Annotated in this window: 13 protein-coding genes and 1 pseudogene; 7 read left to right on the top strand and 7 right to left on the bottom strand. The window is 61.1% G+C overall.

The genetic code is table 11. The features are described from left to right. Positions 1-15: 15 nt before the first annotated feature. Positions 16-714 (top strand): response regulator, encoded by a 699-nt coding sequence (locus tag PSEUDOMOFG3G_RS18200; RefSeq protein WP_076385732.1) that lies wholly within the window; start codon positions 16-18, stop codon positions 712-714. Positions 715-893: 179 nt separating this feature from the next. Here the strand turns inward: PSEUDOMOFG3G_RS18200 and PSEUDOMOFG3G_RS18195 are convergent, their stop codons facing one another. Beyond that, positions 894-1931 carry a patatin-like phospholipase family protein gene (locus PSEUDOMOFG3G_RS18195; RefSeq protein ID WP_047226339.1) on the bottom strand — a complete coding sequence of 346 codons (1038 nt, stop codon included), beginning with the start codon at positions 1929-1931 and terminating at the stop codon, positions 894-896. A gap of 208 nt (positions 1932-2139) precedes the next feature. Between PSEUDOMOFG3G_RS18195 and PSEUDOMOFG3G_RS18190 the strand changes: the two genes are divergently transcribed. The 3 genes from PSEUDOMOFG3G_RS18190 (at position 2140) to PSEUDOMOFG3G_RS18180 (ending at position 4327) form a co-directional block, all read left to right on the top strand. Continuing rightward, on the top strand, positions 2140-2430 hold the full coding sequence (locus PSEUDOMOFG3G_RS18190; RefSeq protein ID WP_039588883.1) for a hypothetical protein: 291 nt from the start codon (positions 2140-2142) through the stop codon (positions 2428-2430). A gap of 106 nt (positions 2431-2536) precedes the next feature. Next, positions 2537-3298, top strand: coding sequence for a CHAD domain-containing protein (locus tag PSEUDOMOFG3G_RS18185; protein ID WP_139050772.1), 762 nt, complete (start codon positions 2537-2539; stop codon positions 3296-3298). Positions 3299-3529: 231 nt separating this feature from the next. Next, the gene (locus tag PSEUDOMOFG3G_RS18180; RefSeq protein ID WP_139050771.1) at positions 3530-4327 is read left to right on the top strand and encodes an acyl-CoA thioesterase II; all 798 of its coding nucleotides are present in this window, start codon (positions 3530-3532) and stop codon (positions 4325-4327) included. 8 nt (positions 4328-4335) lie between these two features. Here the strand turns inward: PSEUDOMOFG3G_RS18180 and PSEUDOMOFG3G_RS18175 are convergent. The 3 genes and pseudogenes from PSEUDOMOFG3G_RS18175 to PSEUDOMOFG3G_RS18165 form a co-directional block, all read right to left on the bottom strand. Beyond that, positions 4336-4554 (bottom strand): annotated as a pseudogene (locus PSEUDOMOFG3G_RS18175) (terminase); the annotation flags it as partial. A gap of 237 nt (positions 4555-4791) precedes the next feature. Further along, positions 4792-6273, bottom strand: coding sequence for a methyl-accepting chemotaxis protein (locus PSEUDOMOFG3G_RS18170; protein ID WP_047226342.1), 1482 nt, complete (start codon positions 6271-6273; stop codon positions 4792-4794). Between the two features lie 209 nt (positions 6274-6482). After that, positions 6483-7289, bottom strand: coding sequence for a TatD family hydrolase (locus tag PSEUDOMOFG3G_RS18165; protein WP_139050770.1), 807 nt, complete (start codon positions 7287-7289; stop codon positions 6483-6485). Positions 7290-7524: 235 nt separating this feature from the next. Between PSEUDOMOFG3G_RS18165 and PSEUDOMOFG3G_RS18160 the strand changes: the two genes are divergently transcribed. The 3 genes from PSEUDOMOFG3G_RS18160 (at position 7525) to PSEUDOMOFG3G_RS18150 (ending at position 10041) form a co-directional block, all read left to right on the top strand. Next, a complete protein-coding gene (locus tag PSEUDOMOFG3G_RS18160; RefSeq protein ID WP_139050769.1) occupies positions 7525-8946 on the top strand; it encodes a transglycosylase SLT domain-containing protein in 1422 nt (473 codons plus the stop codon). 99 nt (positions 8947-9045) lie between these two features. Further along, positions 9046-9480 carry a DoxX family protein gene (locus tag PSEUDOMOFG3G_RS18155; protein WP_139050768.1) on the top strand — a complete coding sequence of 145 codons (435 nt, stop codon included), beginning with the start codon at positions 9046-9048 and terminating at the stop codon, positions 9478-9480. A 252-nt stretch (positions 9481-9732) separates the two neighbouring features. Beyond that, positions 9733-10041, top strand: a complete 309-nt coding sequence (locus PSEUDOMOFG3G_RS18150) for a hypothetical protein (protein WP_047226346.1) — start codon at positions 9733-9735, stop codon at positions 10039-10041. A gap of 47 nt (positions 10042-10088) precedes the next feature. Here PSEUDOMOFG3G_RS18150 and greB read toward each other — a convergent pair whose 3' ends face one another. Genes greB through PSEUDOMOFG3G_RS18135 form a run of 3 tightly spaced genes read right to left on the bottom strand, consistent with a single transcriptional unit; the run spans position 10089 to position 13808 of the window. Further along, entirely contained in the window at positions 10089-10586 is a 498-nt protein-coding gene (gene greB / locus PSEUDOMOFG3G_RS18145; protein WP_047226347.1) for a transcription elongation factor GreB, read from the bottom strand. A 34-nt stretch (positions 10587-10620) separates the two neighbouring features. Then, complete coding sequence (locus tag PSEUDOMOFG3G_RS18140; RefSeq protein ID WP_139050767.1) at positions 10621-13125, bottom strand: ABC transporter permease; 2505 nt, start codon at positions 13123-13125, stop codon at positions 10621-10623. Continuing rightward, positions 13125-13808, bottom strand: coding sequence for an ABC transporter ATP-binding protein (locus tag PSEUDOMOFG3G_RS18135; RefSeq protein ID WP_092397715.1), 684 nt, complete (start codon positions 13806-13808; stop codon positions 13125-13127). The genes PSEUDOMOFG3G_RS18140 and PSEUDOMOFG3G_RS18135 overlap by 1 nt, the downstream gene beginning before the upstream one ends. Between the last annotated feature and the right edge of the window lie 3 nt (positions 13809-13811).

Here is a 13811-nt window from a genome sequence, read left to right as displayed (position 1 = left end):
CATTGAACGGACCTCATGAGCCAGACCGCGACCCTTTTGGTCATCGATGACGAACCGCAGATTCGCAAATTCCTGCGCATCAGCCTGACTTCCCAAGGCTACAAGGTGCTCGAAGCCGGCACCGGCGCCGAAGGCCTGGCCCAGGCGGCGCTGAACAAGCCCGATCTGCTGGTGCTCGACCTGGGCCTGCCGGACATGGACGGCCAGCAGGTACTGCGCGAGTTTCGCCAATGGTCCACGGTGCCGGTGCTGGTGCTCTCGGTGCGGGCCAGCGAAGCGCAGAAAGTCGAGGCGCTGGACAACGGCGCCAATGATTACGTCACCAAGCCGTTCGGCATCCAGGAGTTTCTGGCGCGCATTCGTGCCTTGTTGCGTCAGGCCCCGGCAGGCGAGGCGCGGGAAGCGGCGCTGACGTTTGGTCCGCTGACGGTGGACCTGGCTTATCGCCGGGTTCTGCTCGATGGCACTGAAGTGGCCCTGACCCGCAAGGAATACGCCGTGCTGGCGCAATTGGCGCGCCATCCCGGGCGGGTCATTACCCAGCAGCAATTGCTCAAGGACATTTGGGGCCCGACCCACACCGAAGACACCCATTACTTGCGGATCGTGGTCGGTCATCTGCGGCAAAAACTGGCGGACGACCCGACCCGGCCCCGGTTCATTGCGACCGAGGCGGGGGTTGGGTATCGGTTGTTGGGGGAGGGTGGTGTTTAACCACAAGGTTTCAAGCCAAGCGCTATTGTGGCGAGGGGATTTATCCCCGCTGGGGTGCGAAGCAGCCCCGAAAAAGGCATCAGACATGATTTTGTCTGACACACCGAGTGTTCAGGTTTTAGGGCTGCTTCGCACCCCAGCGGGGATAAATCCCCTCGCCACAGAGTTTAGTGCCACATTCAGTTCTGCTCATTCTCATAGCGATCCAACGTATCGCTGGCAATCTCCCGCCCCAGGGCGATCAGCTCCGGCGCCTTGTAGAACTCGAAAAACCGGCACACCCGTTTCGGCACGTTGATCAGCACATCCGGTGGATACCCGGCGATCTTGTATTGGGCCAGGGACGTCTGCATCACCTCGAAACTCTGGTTGATCAGATCCAGCAGCGAGGCCGGGCCAACGTTGTCGATGATGAACGAACCGGTCGCCGATTTCGGCGCACCTTCGGATTCCGGCGCGGCGGCCGGTTGTTGGCCCTCGGGCTCGGCGGATTCCAGCCATGGATTGATCTCGGCGGCTTCGGCTTTTAGCGCCTCCTGTTCCAGCAGCAGCAACTGCTCGGCTTGCTTGCGACGGAACGGTAGACGCGAGCCCAGGGAACTGACGAGGGTGTCGAAGCGACGCTTGAACGCTGCCGGGCGCTGGATGACTGGCAGTCGGTACTGTTTCTGGTTGGTGGCGTTGAGGTTGACCGCGATGATCAGGTCGCAATGGCTCGACACCACCGGCACGATGGGTAACGGATTGAGCAGGCCGCCATCCACCAGCATGCGGTTGCCTTGCATCACGGGGGTGAACAGGCTGGGAATCGCCGCCGAGGCGCGCATTGCCTGATGCAGGCAACCTTCCTGGAACCAGATTTCCTGCTGATTGGTCAGGTCGGTGGCCACGGCAGTGTAGGGAATACGCAGGTCTTCGATATTGAGTTCGCCGACGATCTTGCGAATTTGCCCGAAGACTTTCTCGCCGCGAATCGCCCCCAGGCGAAAGCTGACGTCCACCAGTCGCAGCACATCCAGGTAATCCAGGCTTTCAATCCAGTTACGGTAATCGTCGAGCTTGCCCGCGGCATAGATTCCGCCCACCACGGCACCCATGGAGCAGCCGGCGATGCAAGCGATGTCGTAGCCACGTCGTTCGATTTCTTCGATCACCCCGATATGGGCGTAGCCCCGGGCGCCACCCGATCCCAGTACCAATGCGACACGTTTTGTCATGACCCGGCCTCTTGTAAAACAGACTTTAACAATGCACTTATCGACGGCTGGGCTCAATCGTTGTGGCGCAGGTGTCGTTTTTTGATACGCCGTGCCGGCATTTGCGTATGCTCGCCCACACTTGTATTTACGCGGTCGGGCATTGGCACTTTTTGCGGGCTGGACCGTCTTACTTGCACGACTGTTGACCTGACTTGAGGTGTAATTGATGAAAGCCCGAATTTGTCTGCCCCTGGTGGCATCCTTGATGGTTTTGGCTCTGGCCGGTTGTGCCGGCAAGACCGCTTACCGCGATAGCTGCGGCAGCCAGCTCGACAGCGCCTGGCGCGAACTGGACCTGGCCAAGGCCGAAGGTTTTGCCGGCACCGTGAGTTATTCCAAGGCCCTGTCGTTGTTGACCGGCGCCAAGACCCAGCAGCAGTTCGAAGCGTTTGAGGGGTGCACCAAAAAGGCCGAGAAGGCCCGTTTCTACATCCGCGAATCCCGCGCAGGGCGTTAATAGCAGCGACAAGCTGTCAGCGGCAAGCTACAAGTTAGGGGAGCACTCTGCTCCTCACTTGAAGCTTGCCGCTTGACGCTCAACGCTACGTACGGAGTACGTCCCCATGATTGATCGGCTGGTGGCCCGGATACTGGGCCTGGAAGTCCGGCTGCTGGCCTGTCAGGCCCGCCTCAATGCCCATACCGACAGTGAAGCCCTGCATGACCTGCGGACCACGGTCCGCCGTTTGCGCAGCTTGCTTCGTCCGTTGCGCGGTTTGCCGGGTGTCGAACAACTGGAAACGGCGGCTTCGGCGGTCGGCGCGCTGACCACGCCCCTGCGTGACCGGGAAGTGCTGGCCGCCTACCTTGAGCAGCACGGCAAGATCGAAGCCGCGCGGCAGCGCCAGGTGCAAATGGCCGATGCTTATCCCGCCGTTGCCGGCAGCCCGGAGCTGGCCCAATTGCTGATGGTGCTCGATGCTTTCCCGCGCTTCATTCGCGCGGCGCAACGTCAGGACCTGCTTAAAGGTCTGCGCAAACGCATCGAAAAGCGCCTGGACAAACAATGGAAGAAACTCGGCGAAGCCTTGGGCGATCCGGCCCATGATCGCCATCGTTTGCGGCTGTTGATCAAGCGCGTGCGCTACGCCATCGAAGCCTACCCCGAACTTGACCGCCTGCCCGAAGCAGCCATGCCACGGCTCAAGTCCGCCCAAGGCGCTCTGGGGGACTGGCACGATTGCTGGCAATGGCTGGCCCGGGCCAAGGAGGAAAGCGACTTGCAATCCTGCGTGCCGGTCTGGCTCAGCACCATGGAAAAGGCCGAGGCCAAGTCCGATAAAGTGCTCGATAAACTCGTTGCCAGTTGCTTCAAAAAATCCTGAGTCCTGCAGATATTCCCTTGTGGGAGCGAGCCTGCTCGCGATAGCGCCGCGTCAGTCACCAGTTATTCAAGCTGACTCACCGCTACCGCGAGCAGGCTCGCTCCCACGGTAGATTGGCGGGGTTGGGATGCCGCGGCCTATCTGTCAGTCTCTTTGGCCAGAATGAGCGCTGTGCCACCCGTCTGGGCTGGTTAAGATTCCTGCATCTTTTCCCATGTTTTCGAGGTTGTCATGCGCTTTTCCGATTTGATCGATGCCGTGCGTCGTCAGCCTGACTGCGTGATCATCGCGCCTGAATGGGGCCAGGGACGCGCCAGTTTTGGCGGTCTGGTGGCGGCGCTGCAATATGAAGCGATGCGTGCGCGGGTTCCGGCGGATCGCCCGGTGCGTTCGCTGGCGATCACCTTCGTCGGGCCGGTAGCGGCCGACGTACCCGTCAGTTTCGAAGTCGACGTATTGCGTGAAGGCAAGGCGGTCAGCCAGGTATTGGGGCGAGCGGTACAGAACGGTCAGGTAGTGACCGTGGTACAAGGCAGCTTCGGCGCCTCACGCTCTTCCGTGGTGGCGGTCCAGGCCGACCCCGCGCCTGAGTTCAAAAGCGTGGAGCAATGCCAGGAACTGCCCTACATCAAGGGCGCTACACCGGAATTCATGCGTCACCTGGCGCTGTGCTGGAGTGTTGGTGGCCTGCCGTTTACGGGCAACAAATCCCGCAGCATGGGGGGCTGGGTGCGCTTGCGTGGTGATGTCAAAGAGGAGCCGCTGAACGAGGGGCACATCCTGGCATTGGTCGATGCCTGGCCTCCGGCGTTGCTACCCCATCTCAATCAAATGGCACCGGGCAGTACGCTCACCTGGACCATTGAGTTCGTCCAGCCACTGCTGGAACTCACGACACTGGACTGGTGTAAATACCTGGCCGAGATCGAGCATGCTCAGGACGGTTACGGCCATGTCGCCGCCAGGTTCTGGAGCGCGGATGGTCGCTTGATCGCCCTGAGCCGGCAGACAGTGACAGTTTTCGCCTAAGGCTCTTCATGACCGTGGCACTGCAACACGAGTGCGGCAATCATGCCGAGGGAGCCGATGGCGACATTGGCCAGGCTCAGGCTGAACACCCCCGATACCATCAGCAAAAACGCGACGATGAACAGCGGTACGGCAATCTGGTGCAACACCGGATTGCTCGGGTGACCATGATGGTCAAGGCAGGTGCGCCATTGCCAGGCCGGGAAGTGGGGGTGACGTTTGCCCATGATGCTGATCCTTGAGTTCGATAAACCGAATAACCCAAGCGTAAGCCCGGCCGGGCAGCGCGACGAATCGCGGTTGGCTATCGACGTGATAGGTGGCCATAGCCTTTCACCGTTGTGGGAGCAAGGCTTGCCCGCGATGCAGGCGCCTCGTTCCCCAGGGAGACCATATTGTCTTCATCGCGGGCAAGCCTTGCTCCCACAGATAACCCCCAGGCCAGGTCAATTGGCAGCGGGGCCCTAGAGCCTGAGCTGCCCGATCGCCTTGTTCAGCTCACCGGCCAACGTTGCCAGTTCATGGCTGGTGGTGGCCGAGTCCACCGTCTGGCGCACGGTGTTTTCAGTCACGTCACGAATACTCACGACCGCCCGGTTCATTTCCTCGGCAACCTGGCTTTGCTGCTCGGCCGCCACGGCGATCTGGGTGTTGCTCTCGCGCATCTGCGCCACCGCCCCGGTGATTTGCTCCAGAGCCTCACCGGCTTCCCGGGCCTGTTGCACGCAATCGTCGGCCTTGTAGGAGCTTTCCTGCATGAAATCCACCGCGTCCCGGGTTCCCGCCTGCAAGGCCGACACCATGGCGGTGATTTCATCCGTGGAGGTCTGTACCCGCTTGGCCAGGTTGCGTACTTCGTCGGCCACCACTGCAAACCCTCGACCCATTTCCCCGGCTCGCGCCGCTTCAATGGCCGCGTTGAGCGCCAGTAGATTGGTCTGTTCGGCGATGCTGTGGATCACGCTGACCACGCTGTTGATCTTCTGGCTGTCCTCGGCCAGGCGCTGGATCATTTCGGCGGTCTGCTGCACGCCGCGGGAGAGCCCGGTGATCGACTGTTGCACCCGGCTGACTACTTCGCGGCCATTGCCGGCCAAGGTATCGGCGCTTTTCGACAGGTCGCGGGTGGCGCCGGCATGTTGGGCGATGTGATAAACCGTAGCGGACATCTCGTTGATCGCCGTCGCCGCCTGATCGGTTTCGCTTTGCTGGCCGAGCATGCCGTGGCGAACATCGTTCATGCTCGATGCCAGGCGTGCTGCACCGCTGTCCAGTTGCCGAGCAGTGCTGGCAACGGTGTCAACCACACGTTGATATCCGGCTTGCATGGCATTGAACGCCGCCGCCATCTGGCCCACTTCGTCCTTGCAGGCCAAGGGGACGCGGGCGGACAGGTCACCGGTTTTTTCCACGTGCAGCATCACATCCTTCAGGGTGTTGAGCTGGCTGAGCAGAAACCGGATTAGCAGCTGCGATGCGCCCAGCATGGCCAGCATCAACACGAACACCGCCACGGCGTATTGGCTGAAGCGTTCCCTGAACACCTGGCTCAGGCTTGCGCCTTGGGCCAGCACGGCCAACTGTTGGCCGTCACCGCCACGGATTACTTCGGCGCCCAGCAGTGGGTTGTCGCCCAACAGGGGGCTGGCCGAGAGTGCTACCCAGCCGTTGGCCTCTGCTATTGAAGGCAATGATTGATCATTCAATGTGGGAATCTGGCCGCGCTGGAATGCCAGCAGGTGATCGGCCTTGGGCAATGGCTGCCCGGCAGGCCAGGCACTGAGCAAGCGTGCCTGGGCCTGGGCGTTTGCCTGGGCCGCATGGTTGCGCGCCTGTTGTTCGAGCTGCACCGCGTAGAGTACGAGCAGCAAGGTCGTGACAAAGGCGACCGCATTGACCGCCCAGAATTTGTATTTCAGTGAGATATTGCTAAGCCAGGCACCCATGGAAGGTCTTCTCTGATAGCGGAAACAGTTTTGGCAAGGTGCCATTATTGTGCCGCTATCCAAGGTGTGGAGTGTTGATATGGGTCAACAGACAACGCCTATCCCCTGTGGGAGCGAGCCAGCTCGCGATAGCGGTGTATCAGTCGGCCTATGGGCAAGCTGATCCACTGCTATCGCGAGCAGGCTCGCTCCCACAGGTTTTCATTGGGTCAGGAGAGGGTGGGCAAGCCAAAAAACGCGCGGGCACAGGCGGTGCTATGGGCAGCGAGGTCTTCCTGGCTTTCGCCCCGGTGCAAGGCGACTTCGCGCAACGTTTCCGTCAGGTAGGCCGGTTCGTTACGACCATTCTTGGGTTTGGGGCGCAGTGTGCGAGGCAACAGGTACGGTGCATCGCTTTCAAGCATCAAGCGAGTGCGAGGAATTTCCCGTACCAATGGATGCAAATGGGTGCCCCGGCGCTCATCGCAGATCCAGCCTGTGATGCCTATATGCAAGTCCAGGTCTAGATAGCTGAACAGGGCCTTTTTTTCACCGGTAAAGCAGTGCACCACCGCTGCGGGCAATTGGTCGCGAAACTCCCGCAGGATTTCCAGCAGTCGCTGATCGGCATCACGTTCGTGAAGAAAGACCGGCAATTGCAACTCCACCGCCAGGGCGAGGTGTTCTTCCAGGACTTTTTCCTGCTGCGGGCGCGGGGAGAAGTCCCGGTTGAAATCCAGTCCGCATTCACCCACTGCGCGGACGCGGTCTTGTTTCAGCAGGTCTTTGAGATGCCTGGCGCTATCGGCGGTCCAGTCGCTGGCGCTATGAGGGTGAATACCGGCGGTGGAAAACAGCCGCTCCCCGGTGTCATCGAGGCGCTGGCACAGCTCAAACGCCTGTTCGCTGCCCTCGACGCTGGTACCGGTCAAGACCAGTTGGCAGATACCGGCTGCATAGGCGCGCTCAAGCACGGCCTCGTGTTTGTCGGCAAAACTGGGGTTGGTCAGGTTGACGCCGATATCGATGAGTTGCATGGTGCTACCTCGACCCAAAGGCCGCAAAGCATATCAGAGCTGTAGATTTATAAGAAAAGCCAAGAACTACAACGAGTTGAGGCTGTCTGTTGAGGCCGTTAGACCGGTCGGGTTGGTATAAACGCCAGCACTGTGCCAGTCTTTCGCACTTTTCAGCGCCCCTGGTGCTCTGTTTCTGTCGACCCCAGCTTCGATATTTCAAGGCTGTGGGCCGCGGTATCCTTTCGGAGAGTGGATGACACGTCCCCAAGTGTTGTTGCTGCTGTGTTGTTCGCTGTTGCTGCCGATGCCGGCCGAGGCGCGGCTGCCCGGCCCGGTACAGGTGGTAGCGCCGACTACGGTGCGCGACCTTGCGCAAATCCGCAGCAGCCGGGTTCTGAAAGTTTTGGTCAACCAGAGCCGCAACAGCTCTGGCGAAGTCAAGGGGCAACCCATTGGCGTCGAATATCATCGCTTACGTGCCTTCGAGCAATACCTCAACGGCCACGCTCGGGATGACCAGAAAATCACCCTCAAAATCATTCCCAAGGCCAAGGACCAACTGCTGGGCGCCTTGCAGCGCGGAGAAGGCGATCTGGTCGCGCCCGGCGAGTTGATCGAGCCCCTGGCTGGCCTTGCGGTCAGCGCCAGCAATCCGATTCGCACCGACGTGCCGTTGCTCCTGGTGGGAGCCAAGGGCCAGCGACGCTACACACGCGTAGAGCAACTGTCGGGCAAGACCCTGGCCCTGCCCAACGGTAGCGCCGCAGGGGAGGCCCTGAGTCAGATCAACCAGAAGCTGGCACTGCGTAAATTACCGCCGGTGAAGATCGAGTGGGTCGACCCGACCCTGGCGGTGGAAGATGTGCTGGAAATGGTTCAGGCCGGGATTTTCCATCTGACCATCGTCGAGCAGCCCATTGCCGAACGCTGGAGCAAGATCCTGCCCAAGCTGCGTTTCGACCGGCAGGTGCTCATTGGCGAGCCGGCTGACGAGTATTGGTTTGTCCGTCGTGACGCCGCCATGCTGCGAGCGAGCATCGACCGCTTCCTGACGACTTATAAGGCGCCTTCCAATCAGGACGCGGCGTTTCTGCGCATCTATCGCCGCTTGTACCGGGTTCACTATCCGCTGGCCCGTGCCAATCGCCAGCGTCTTGAGAAACTGCGCCCAGTGTTGCAAAAACATGCCACGGCCCAAGGCATGGATTGGCTGAACCTGGCGGCACTGGCGTTCAAGGAGTCTTCCCTGCAACCCAATGCCCGCAGTGGCAGCGGCCCTACGGGTCTTATGCAGATTACCCCTTCAGCAGCCCAGAGGGTCGGGGTGCGCAACATCCAGAACCTGGACGCCAACGTGCAGGCTGGCGCCAAGTACCTGGCCTTGATACGCCGAAAGTTTTTCGCCAGCCCCAAGCTCAATGAGCGCGAGCGAATGGCCTTCGTCCTGGCCGCCTACAACATGGGGCCTGAGCGTGTCCAAGGCATGCGGGCCGAGGCCAGGCGGCGGGGACTCAATCCCAATCAGTGGTTCTTCCAGGTCGAACGCATCGCCATGGAGCAGGTGGGAATGGGCGCAGTAAGCTACGTTAATAGTGTGAACAAATACTATCTGGCATTTGATCGTGAACGGGAGTCGCTGGAACCCAGGGAACAAAAGGTTGTTGTGCGTAAATGATCGAGTAAACTGATTGGTATCACGGATTTTTTCCGCTTTTATCATGCATTTTGTTGATTAATATAGCGGACAACCCACTTATCCCAAGGAATGAACCTAATGAGCACTTTCATCAACAAAGTTCTGTTTACTCGCGCTGGCTATGGCCTGACTGTCCTGCGCATCGTTGTCGGGATCATCTTCGCCGCCCACGGCTCACAGAAACTCTTCGGCCTGTTCGGTGGCTACGGCCTGACGGGGACGGCGCAGTGGATGGAAAGCATTGGCCTGACCCCCGGTTATCTGATGGCGACACTGGCCGGCGGTACTGAGTTTTTCGCCGGGCTGGCCTTGATCATCGGTCTGCTGGCCCGTCCAGCGGCGCTGGGACTGGCCTTCCTGTCGCTGGTGGCGATTTTCTCCGTGCACATCGGCAACGGTCTGTTCATGGCCAATAACGGTTATGAGTTTTCCCTGGCTTTGCTGGCAGGCAGCGTCGCGGTGCTGATCGAAGGTGCTGGCAAGTTGTCGGTCGACCAGGCCATCGCCCGCTGATTGCATACCTGAATCATTGAAGGCCCGTCTGGAACGGGCCTTTTTTGTGCGCGCAGATTCTTGACACTGGCCGGTCAGCTTCTCTAGGATGCCGCTCATGCGCCGATTTAAACAGCTACTTGCGGGGCGCCAGGTGACTCATTCAGTCACCGATAGAAGCCGGTCACACGGGGCTTCGAAATACCGCTAAAGCGCTGGTTCGGTGTTGCCTCTCACCTGCCATGCAGACTTTTGAGGCAGAGACACGACACGATGAACGCATCCAGCCCCCTTGTACGTCTTGCGCCGATCACGGCGAACCTTCTGCAACGCAATCCAAAAATCCTTCTGGGCGGTACTCACCAGCCTACGCTATTGCGCTATCTCGACGGCTGGCCGCGACGCAACCACGGGCCGGCGGCGTTCCTTATCCAGTTTGTCGAAGACGGTGAGTCTCTGGCGCGTTTTGCCGACGACAGTTTCGATCTGGCCGTTATCCAGTCCCCCAGTGCGGCGCACGCCAGCGAAATGATCCGGCAATTGACCCGCGTGGCCCGACAGGGGCTGATTACCCGCCGCTGAGGTGAGCTGAGATGACTGGGTTTTTCGGGCCTTGGGCCGGTGAAGCTTTATATGTATTCAATGTGAGTGACATATAAAAGTTGTTCACCTGCGGGTGTCTGAACCTTGATCTCAGCATCCAGCGCTTTGCCGATCAACGCCCGCGCCAAGGGCGAGTCGATGCTGATGAGGTTCTTTTTCAGGTCCAGTTCGTCGGGGCCGACGATGCGATAGCGAGACTCTTTGCCGTCCTCATCTTCAACCGTGACCCAAGCGCCGAAATACACTTTGTTCGGGTCACTGGGTTTTTCACTGACCACCTTGAGGGCTTCCAGGCGCTTGGTGAGGAAACGCACGCGGCTGTCGATTTCCCGCAGCATTTTCTTGCCATAGGTGTATTCGGCGTTTTCCGAACGATCCCCCTGGGCCGCCGCCTCGCTGACTGCTTGGGTCACCTGAGGGCGGCGCACATGCCACAGTTCATGAAATTCAGCGCGCATCCGCGCCTCGCCCTCAGGGGTGATCAACGCGGTGCCGGCGGTGCGGGGTGGGCGATAACGGCTCATGGCAACTTCTTGTGGTGGCGAAGCCGGGAGTCTATCAACCCTCGCGCAAGACTGTCAGCGGGCTGGCATTGAGGGCTCGACGCGTGCCGAACACACCAGCAGCCCCGATCAATAACGCTCCCACCAAAGGCAGTACCAGCAACCATGGATGCGGATGCCAGGGCAGGTCGAACGCGTAACGGTAAAGCACCAGGCTCACCAGTTCCGAACCCAAGGCCGCGAGCAAGCCACTGACCGCACCCAACAGCCCGAACTCGATGCGCCGGGCCTTGACCAACAGGGCTCGTTCGGCACCCAGGGCGCGGAGCAGCGCACCCTGGTGGATCCGTTCATCGAGGGTGGCTTGCAGGCCGGAGAACAGCACGGCCATTCCCGCAGCCAGTACAAACAGCAACACATATTCCACGGCTAGGGTGACCTGGGCCAGGATGCTGCGCAACTGCTCGAGCAGGGCTTCGACTTGCAGGATCGTCACCGCCGGGAAGGCCCGGGACAGGTCGACAATCTGCTGGTCGTGGCCCGCCGCCAGATAGAAGCTGGTGAGATAGGTGGCCGGTAGATCCTTCAGCGTGCCGGGTTGGAAGATCATGAAAAAGTTAGGCTGGAAGTTGTCCCAGTTGATTTCTCGCAAGCTGGTGACCTTCGCCTCGCGATTGACGCCGCCCACGTTGAAAACCAGACGGTCCCCCAGCTGGATCTTGAGGTTCTCGGCCACCTTGCCTTCTACCGAAACGCCCGGCATATCGTCCGGCGGTTGCTGCGGCCACCAGGTCCCGGCCGTGACGACGTTGCCCGCCGGCAGGTCCGCAGCCCAGGTCAGGCTCAGGTCGCGCTGCAGGGCCCGGTCACCAGCCGAGTCCTTGGTGACAAACTCCTTGGCCGGCTCGCCGTTGATACTGATCAGGCGTCCCGGTACCACTGGGTAGAGCGGCGCCGATTGCGCCGACAACGCTAGCAGCTTGTCGGTGAAGGCCTGCTTGTCGTTGGGCAAGATATTCAGGGCGAAATAGTTCGGGGCGTTTTTCGGCAACTGGTTTTGCCAGGTGTCCAGCAGCTCGCCGCGCAAGAGGGCGATCAGCGCCATGGACAACAGAATCAAGCCGAATGCCAACGCCTGGCCGGCCGCCGCCAAGGGGTGGCGCAGCAACTGGCCCAGGCCGAGCCGCCAGGGTAACGAGGCGCGGGCCAGCATCCTGCGCAAGCTTTGGAGCAGCAGCAACAGCAGGCCGCCGAGCACCAGTGCTGCGATGACGCCACCGCCGAGCAGGGCGAACGTCAGGACCAGGTCCAGGCTCAAGCGCCACATGATCAGGCCAAGGGCACCCAGGGCGGCCCCATAGACCACCCAGGTGCTGGAAGGAATCGGCAGCATGTCCCGGCGTAAAACGCGCAAGGGGGGTACCCGTCCCAACGCGGCCAGAGGGGGCAGGGCGAAGCCGGCCAACGCCACCATTCCGGTGCCGATTCCGGCAATGGCCGGCAGCAGGCCACCCGGCGGGACGGTCGTGGGTAACAGGTCATGCAGCAGTGCAAACAGACCCAGTTGGGCGACCCAGCCAAGCAGCGCACCGCTGAGGCTGGCCAGCAGGCCCAGCACGGTCAATTGCAGGCTGAACAGCACCATGGTTTCCCGGCGTGACAACCCCAGGCAACGCAGCAGTGCGCTGGCATCAAAGCGTCGGGTGGCAAAGCGGTTGGCCGAGAGGGCGACGGCGACGCCGGACAGCAGCACCGCCACCAGGCTGGCCATGTTCAGATACCGTTCGGCCTTGCCCAGGGCGCCACCGATCTGCCGGTTGCCATCGCGTGCATCCTGCAGCCGCTGATTGGGCTCCAGGCCCGGCTTGATCAGGTCGCGGTAGGTTTGCAACGCTGGTGCCGGGCCGCGCCACAGGTCGCGATAACTGACGCGGCTGCCGGGCTGCACGACGCCGGTAGCGTCCAGGTCCTTGAGGTTGATCATGACCCGGGGCGTGAGGCTATAGAAATTGCCGGCGCGATCCGGTTCGTAGGTCAACACACGGCTCAGGCGCAGGGGCTGGTTGCCGACGTCGATGCTGTCGCCTATTTTCAGGTCCAGTGCCGTCAGCAGCCGTGCTTCAACCCAGGCCTCGCCTGGGTTCGGTCGCCCGCCGGTTTCTTCCGGGGCGAACGGGGCAGGGGCGCTTTTCAGTTCGCCGCGCAGGGGGTAGATGTCATCGACGGCCTTGACGCTGGAAAGTTGAATGCCATTGTCGGTGGCCACGACGCTGGAAAACTCCACCACCCGGGCATGTTCGAGGCCCAGATCGGTGCCGCCGCGAATCTGTTCGGGACGGGCAGGCGAGCTGCCTTCGAGCAGCAGGTCGGCGCCAAGGAATTCGGTGGCGCGCATCATCATCGCGCCGTTGAGACGGGCTCCGAAGTAGCCGATGGCGGTACTCGCCGCCACCGCCACCAGCAGGGCGAAGAACAACACCCGCAGTTCGCCGGCGCGGGCGTCGCGCAGCAATTGGCGGACAGCGAGACTGAACAGACGCAACAGCGGCAAGCGTGCCATCAAGGCTCCAGGGGGGCGACCATCTGGCCGGCTTCAAGTCGAATCAGGCGCCGGCAACGATGGGCCAGGCGTTCGTCATGGGTGACCAGCACCAGGGTCGTGCCGCTTTCCTTGTTCAACTCGAACAGAAGATCGCTGATGCGCTCACCGGTGTGGCTGTCGAGGTTGCCAGTGGGTTCGTCGGCAAACAGCACGTCCGGCTCGGCCGCAAAGGCACGGGCAATCGCCACGCGTTGCTGCTCGCCGCCAGAGAGCTGGCGGGGCGAATGGGTCAGGCGCTGGCCCAGGCCGACCCGCTGCAGCAATTCCGTAGCGCGTTCGCGGGCATCCTGGCGGCCATCAAGTTCCAATGGCAGCATGACGTTTTCCAGCGCATTGAGGCTGTCGAGCAACTGGAACGACTGGAAGACAAAGCCGACATGCTCGGCGCGGATCCGGGCCCGCTGGTCTTCATCCAGAACGCTGAGGGCTTGACCTGCGAGGGTCACTTCACCGCTGCTGGGCAGGTCGAGGCCGGCCAGCAGGCCCAGGAGGGTGGATTTGCCGGAACCGGATGCGCCGACAATGGCCAGGCTGTCGCCCTTGTTCAGTTCCAGGCTGAGTTCGTGCAGGATAGTCAGTTCACCTTCCGCGCTGGGAACCACTTTGCTAAGGTCCTTCGCGGTGAGAATGCTTGAGCCCATGGA

Source organism: Pseudomonas sp. FG-3G (genome assembly GCF_901007645.1).
In the GTDB taxonomy this organism is placed as follows: Bacteria; Pseudomonadota; Gammaproteobacteria; order Pseudomonadales; family Pseudomonadaceae; genus Aquipseudomonas; species Aquipseudomonas rhizophila.
Note: the sequence above shows the minus strand (reverse complement) of the source record. Positions and strands in the feature narration are given on the sequence as shown.

Coding starts and splice junctions, on each gene's coding strand:
- PSEUDOMOFG3G_RS18135 (WP_092397715.1), bottom strand. CDS start 13,808: ATGGGCTCAAGCATTCTCACCGCGAAGGACCTTAGCAAAGTGGTTCCC.
- greB (WP_047226347.1), bottom strand. CDS start 10,586: ATGAGCCGTTATCGCCCACCCCGCACCGCCGGCACCGCGTTGATCACC.
- PSEUDOMOFG3G_RS18195 (WP_047226339.1), bottom strand. CDS start 1,931: ATGACAAAACGTGTCGCATTGGTACTGGGATCGGGTGGCGCCCGGGGC.
- PSEUDOMOFG3G_RS18140 (WP_139050767.1), bottom strand. CDS start 13,125: ATGGCACGCTTGCCGCTGTTGCGTCTGTTCAGTCTCGCTGTCCGCCAA.
- PSEUDOMOFG3G_RS18170 (WP_047226342.1), bottom strand. CDS start 6,273: ATGGGTGCCTGGCTTAGCAATATCTCACTGAAATACAAATTCTGGGCG.
- PSEUDOMOFG3G_RS18185 (WP_139050772.1), top strand. CDS start 2,537: ATGATTGATCGGCTGGTGGCCCGGATACTGGGCCTGGAAGTCCGGCTG.
- PSEUDOMOFG3G_RS18155 (WP_139050768.1), top strand. CDS start 9,046: ATGAGCACTTTCATCAACAAAGTTCTGTTTACTCGCGCTGGCTATGGC.
- PSEUDOMOFG3G_RS18190 (WP_039588883.1), top strand. CDS start 2,140: ATGAAAGCCCGAATTTGTCTGCCCCTGGTGGCATCCTTGATGGTTTTG.
- PSEUDOMOFG3G_RS18165 (WP_139050770.1), bottom strand. CDS start 7,289: ATGCAACTCATCGATATCGGCGTCAACCTGACCAACCCCAGTTTTGCC.
- PSEUDOMOFG3G_RS18160 (WP_139050769.1), top strand. CDS start 7,525: ATGACACGTCCCCAAGTGTTGTTGCTGCTGTGTTGTTCGCTGTTGCTG.
- PSEUDOMOFG3G_RS18180 (WP_139050771.1), top strand. CDS start 3,530: ATGCGCTTTTCCGATTTGATCGATGCCGTGCGTCGTCAGCCTGACTGC.
- PSEUDOMOFG3G_RS18150 (WP_047226346.1), top strand. CDS start 9,733: ATGAACGCATCCAGCCCCCTTGTACGTCTTGCGCCGATCACGGCGAAC.
- PSEUDOMOFG3G_RS18200 (WP_076385732.1), top strand. CDS start 16: ATGAGCCAGACCGCGACCCTTTTGGTCATCGATGACGAACCGCAGATT.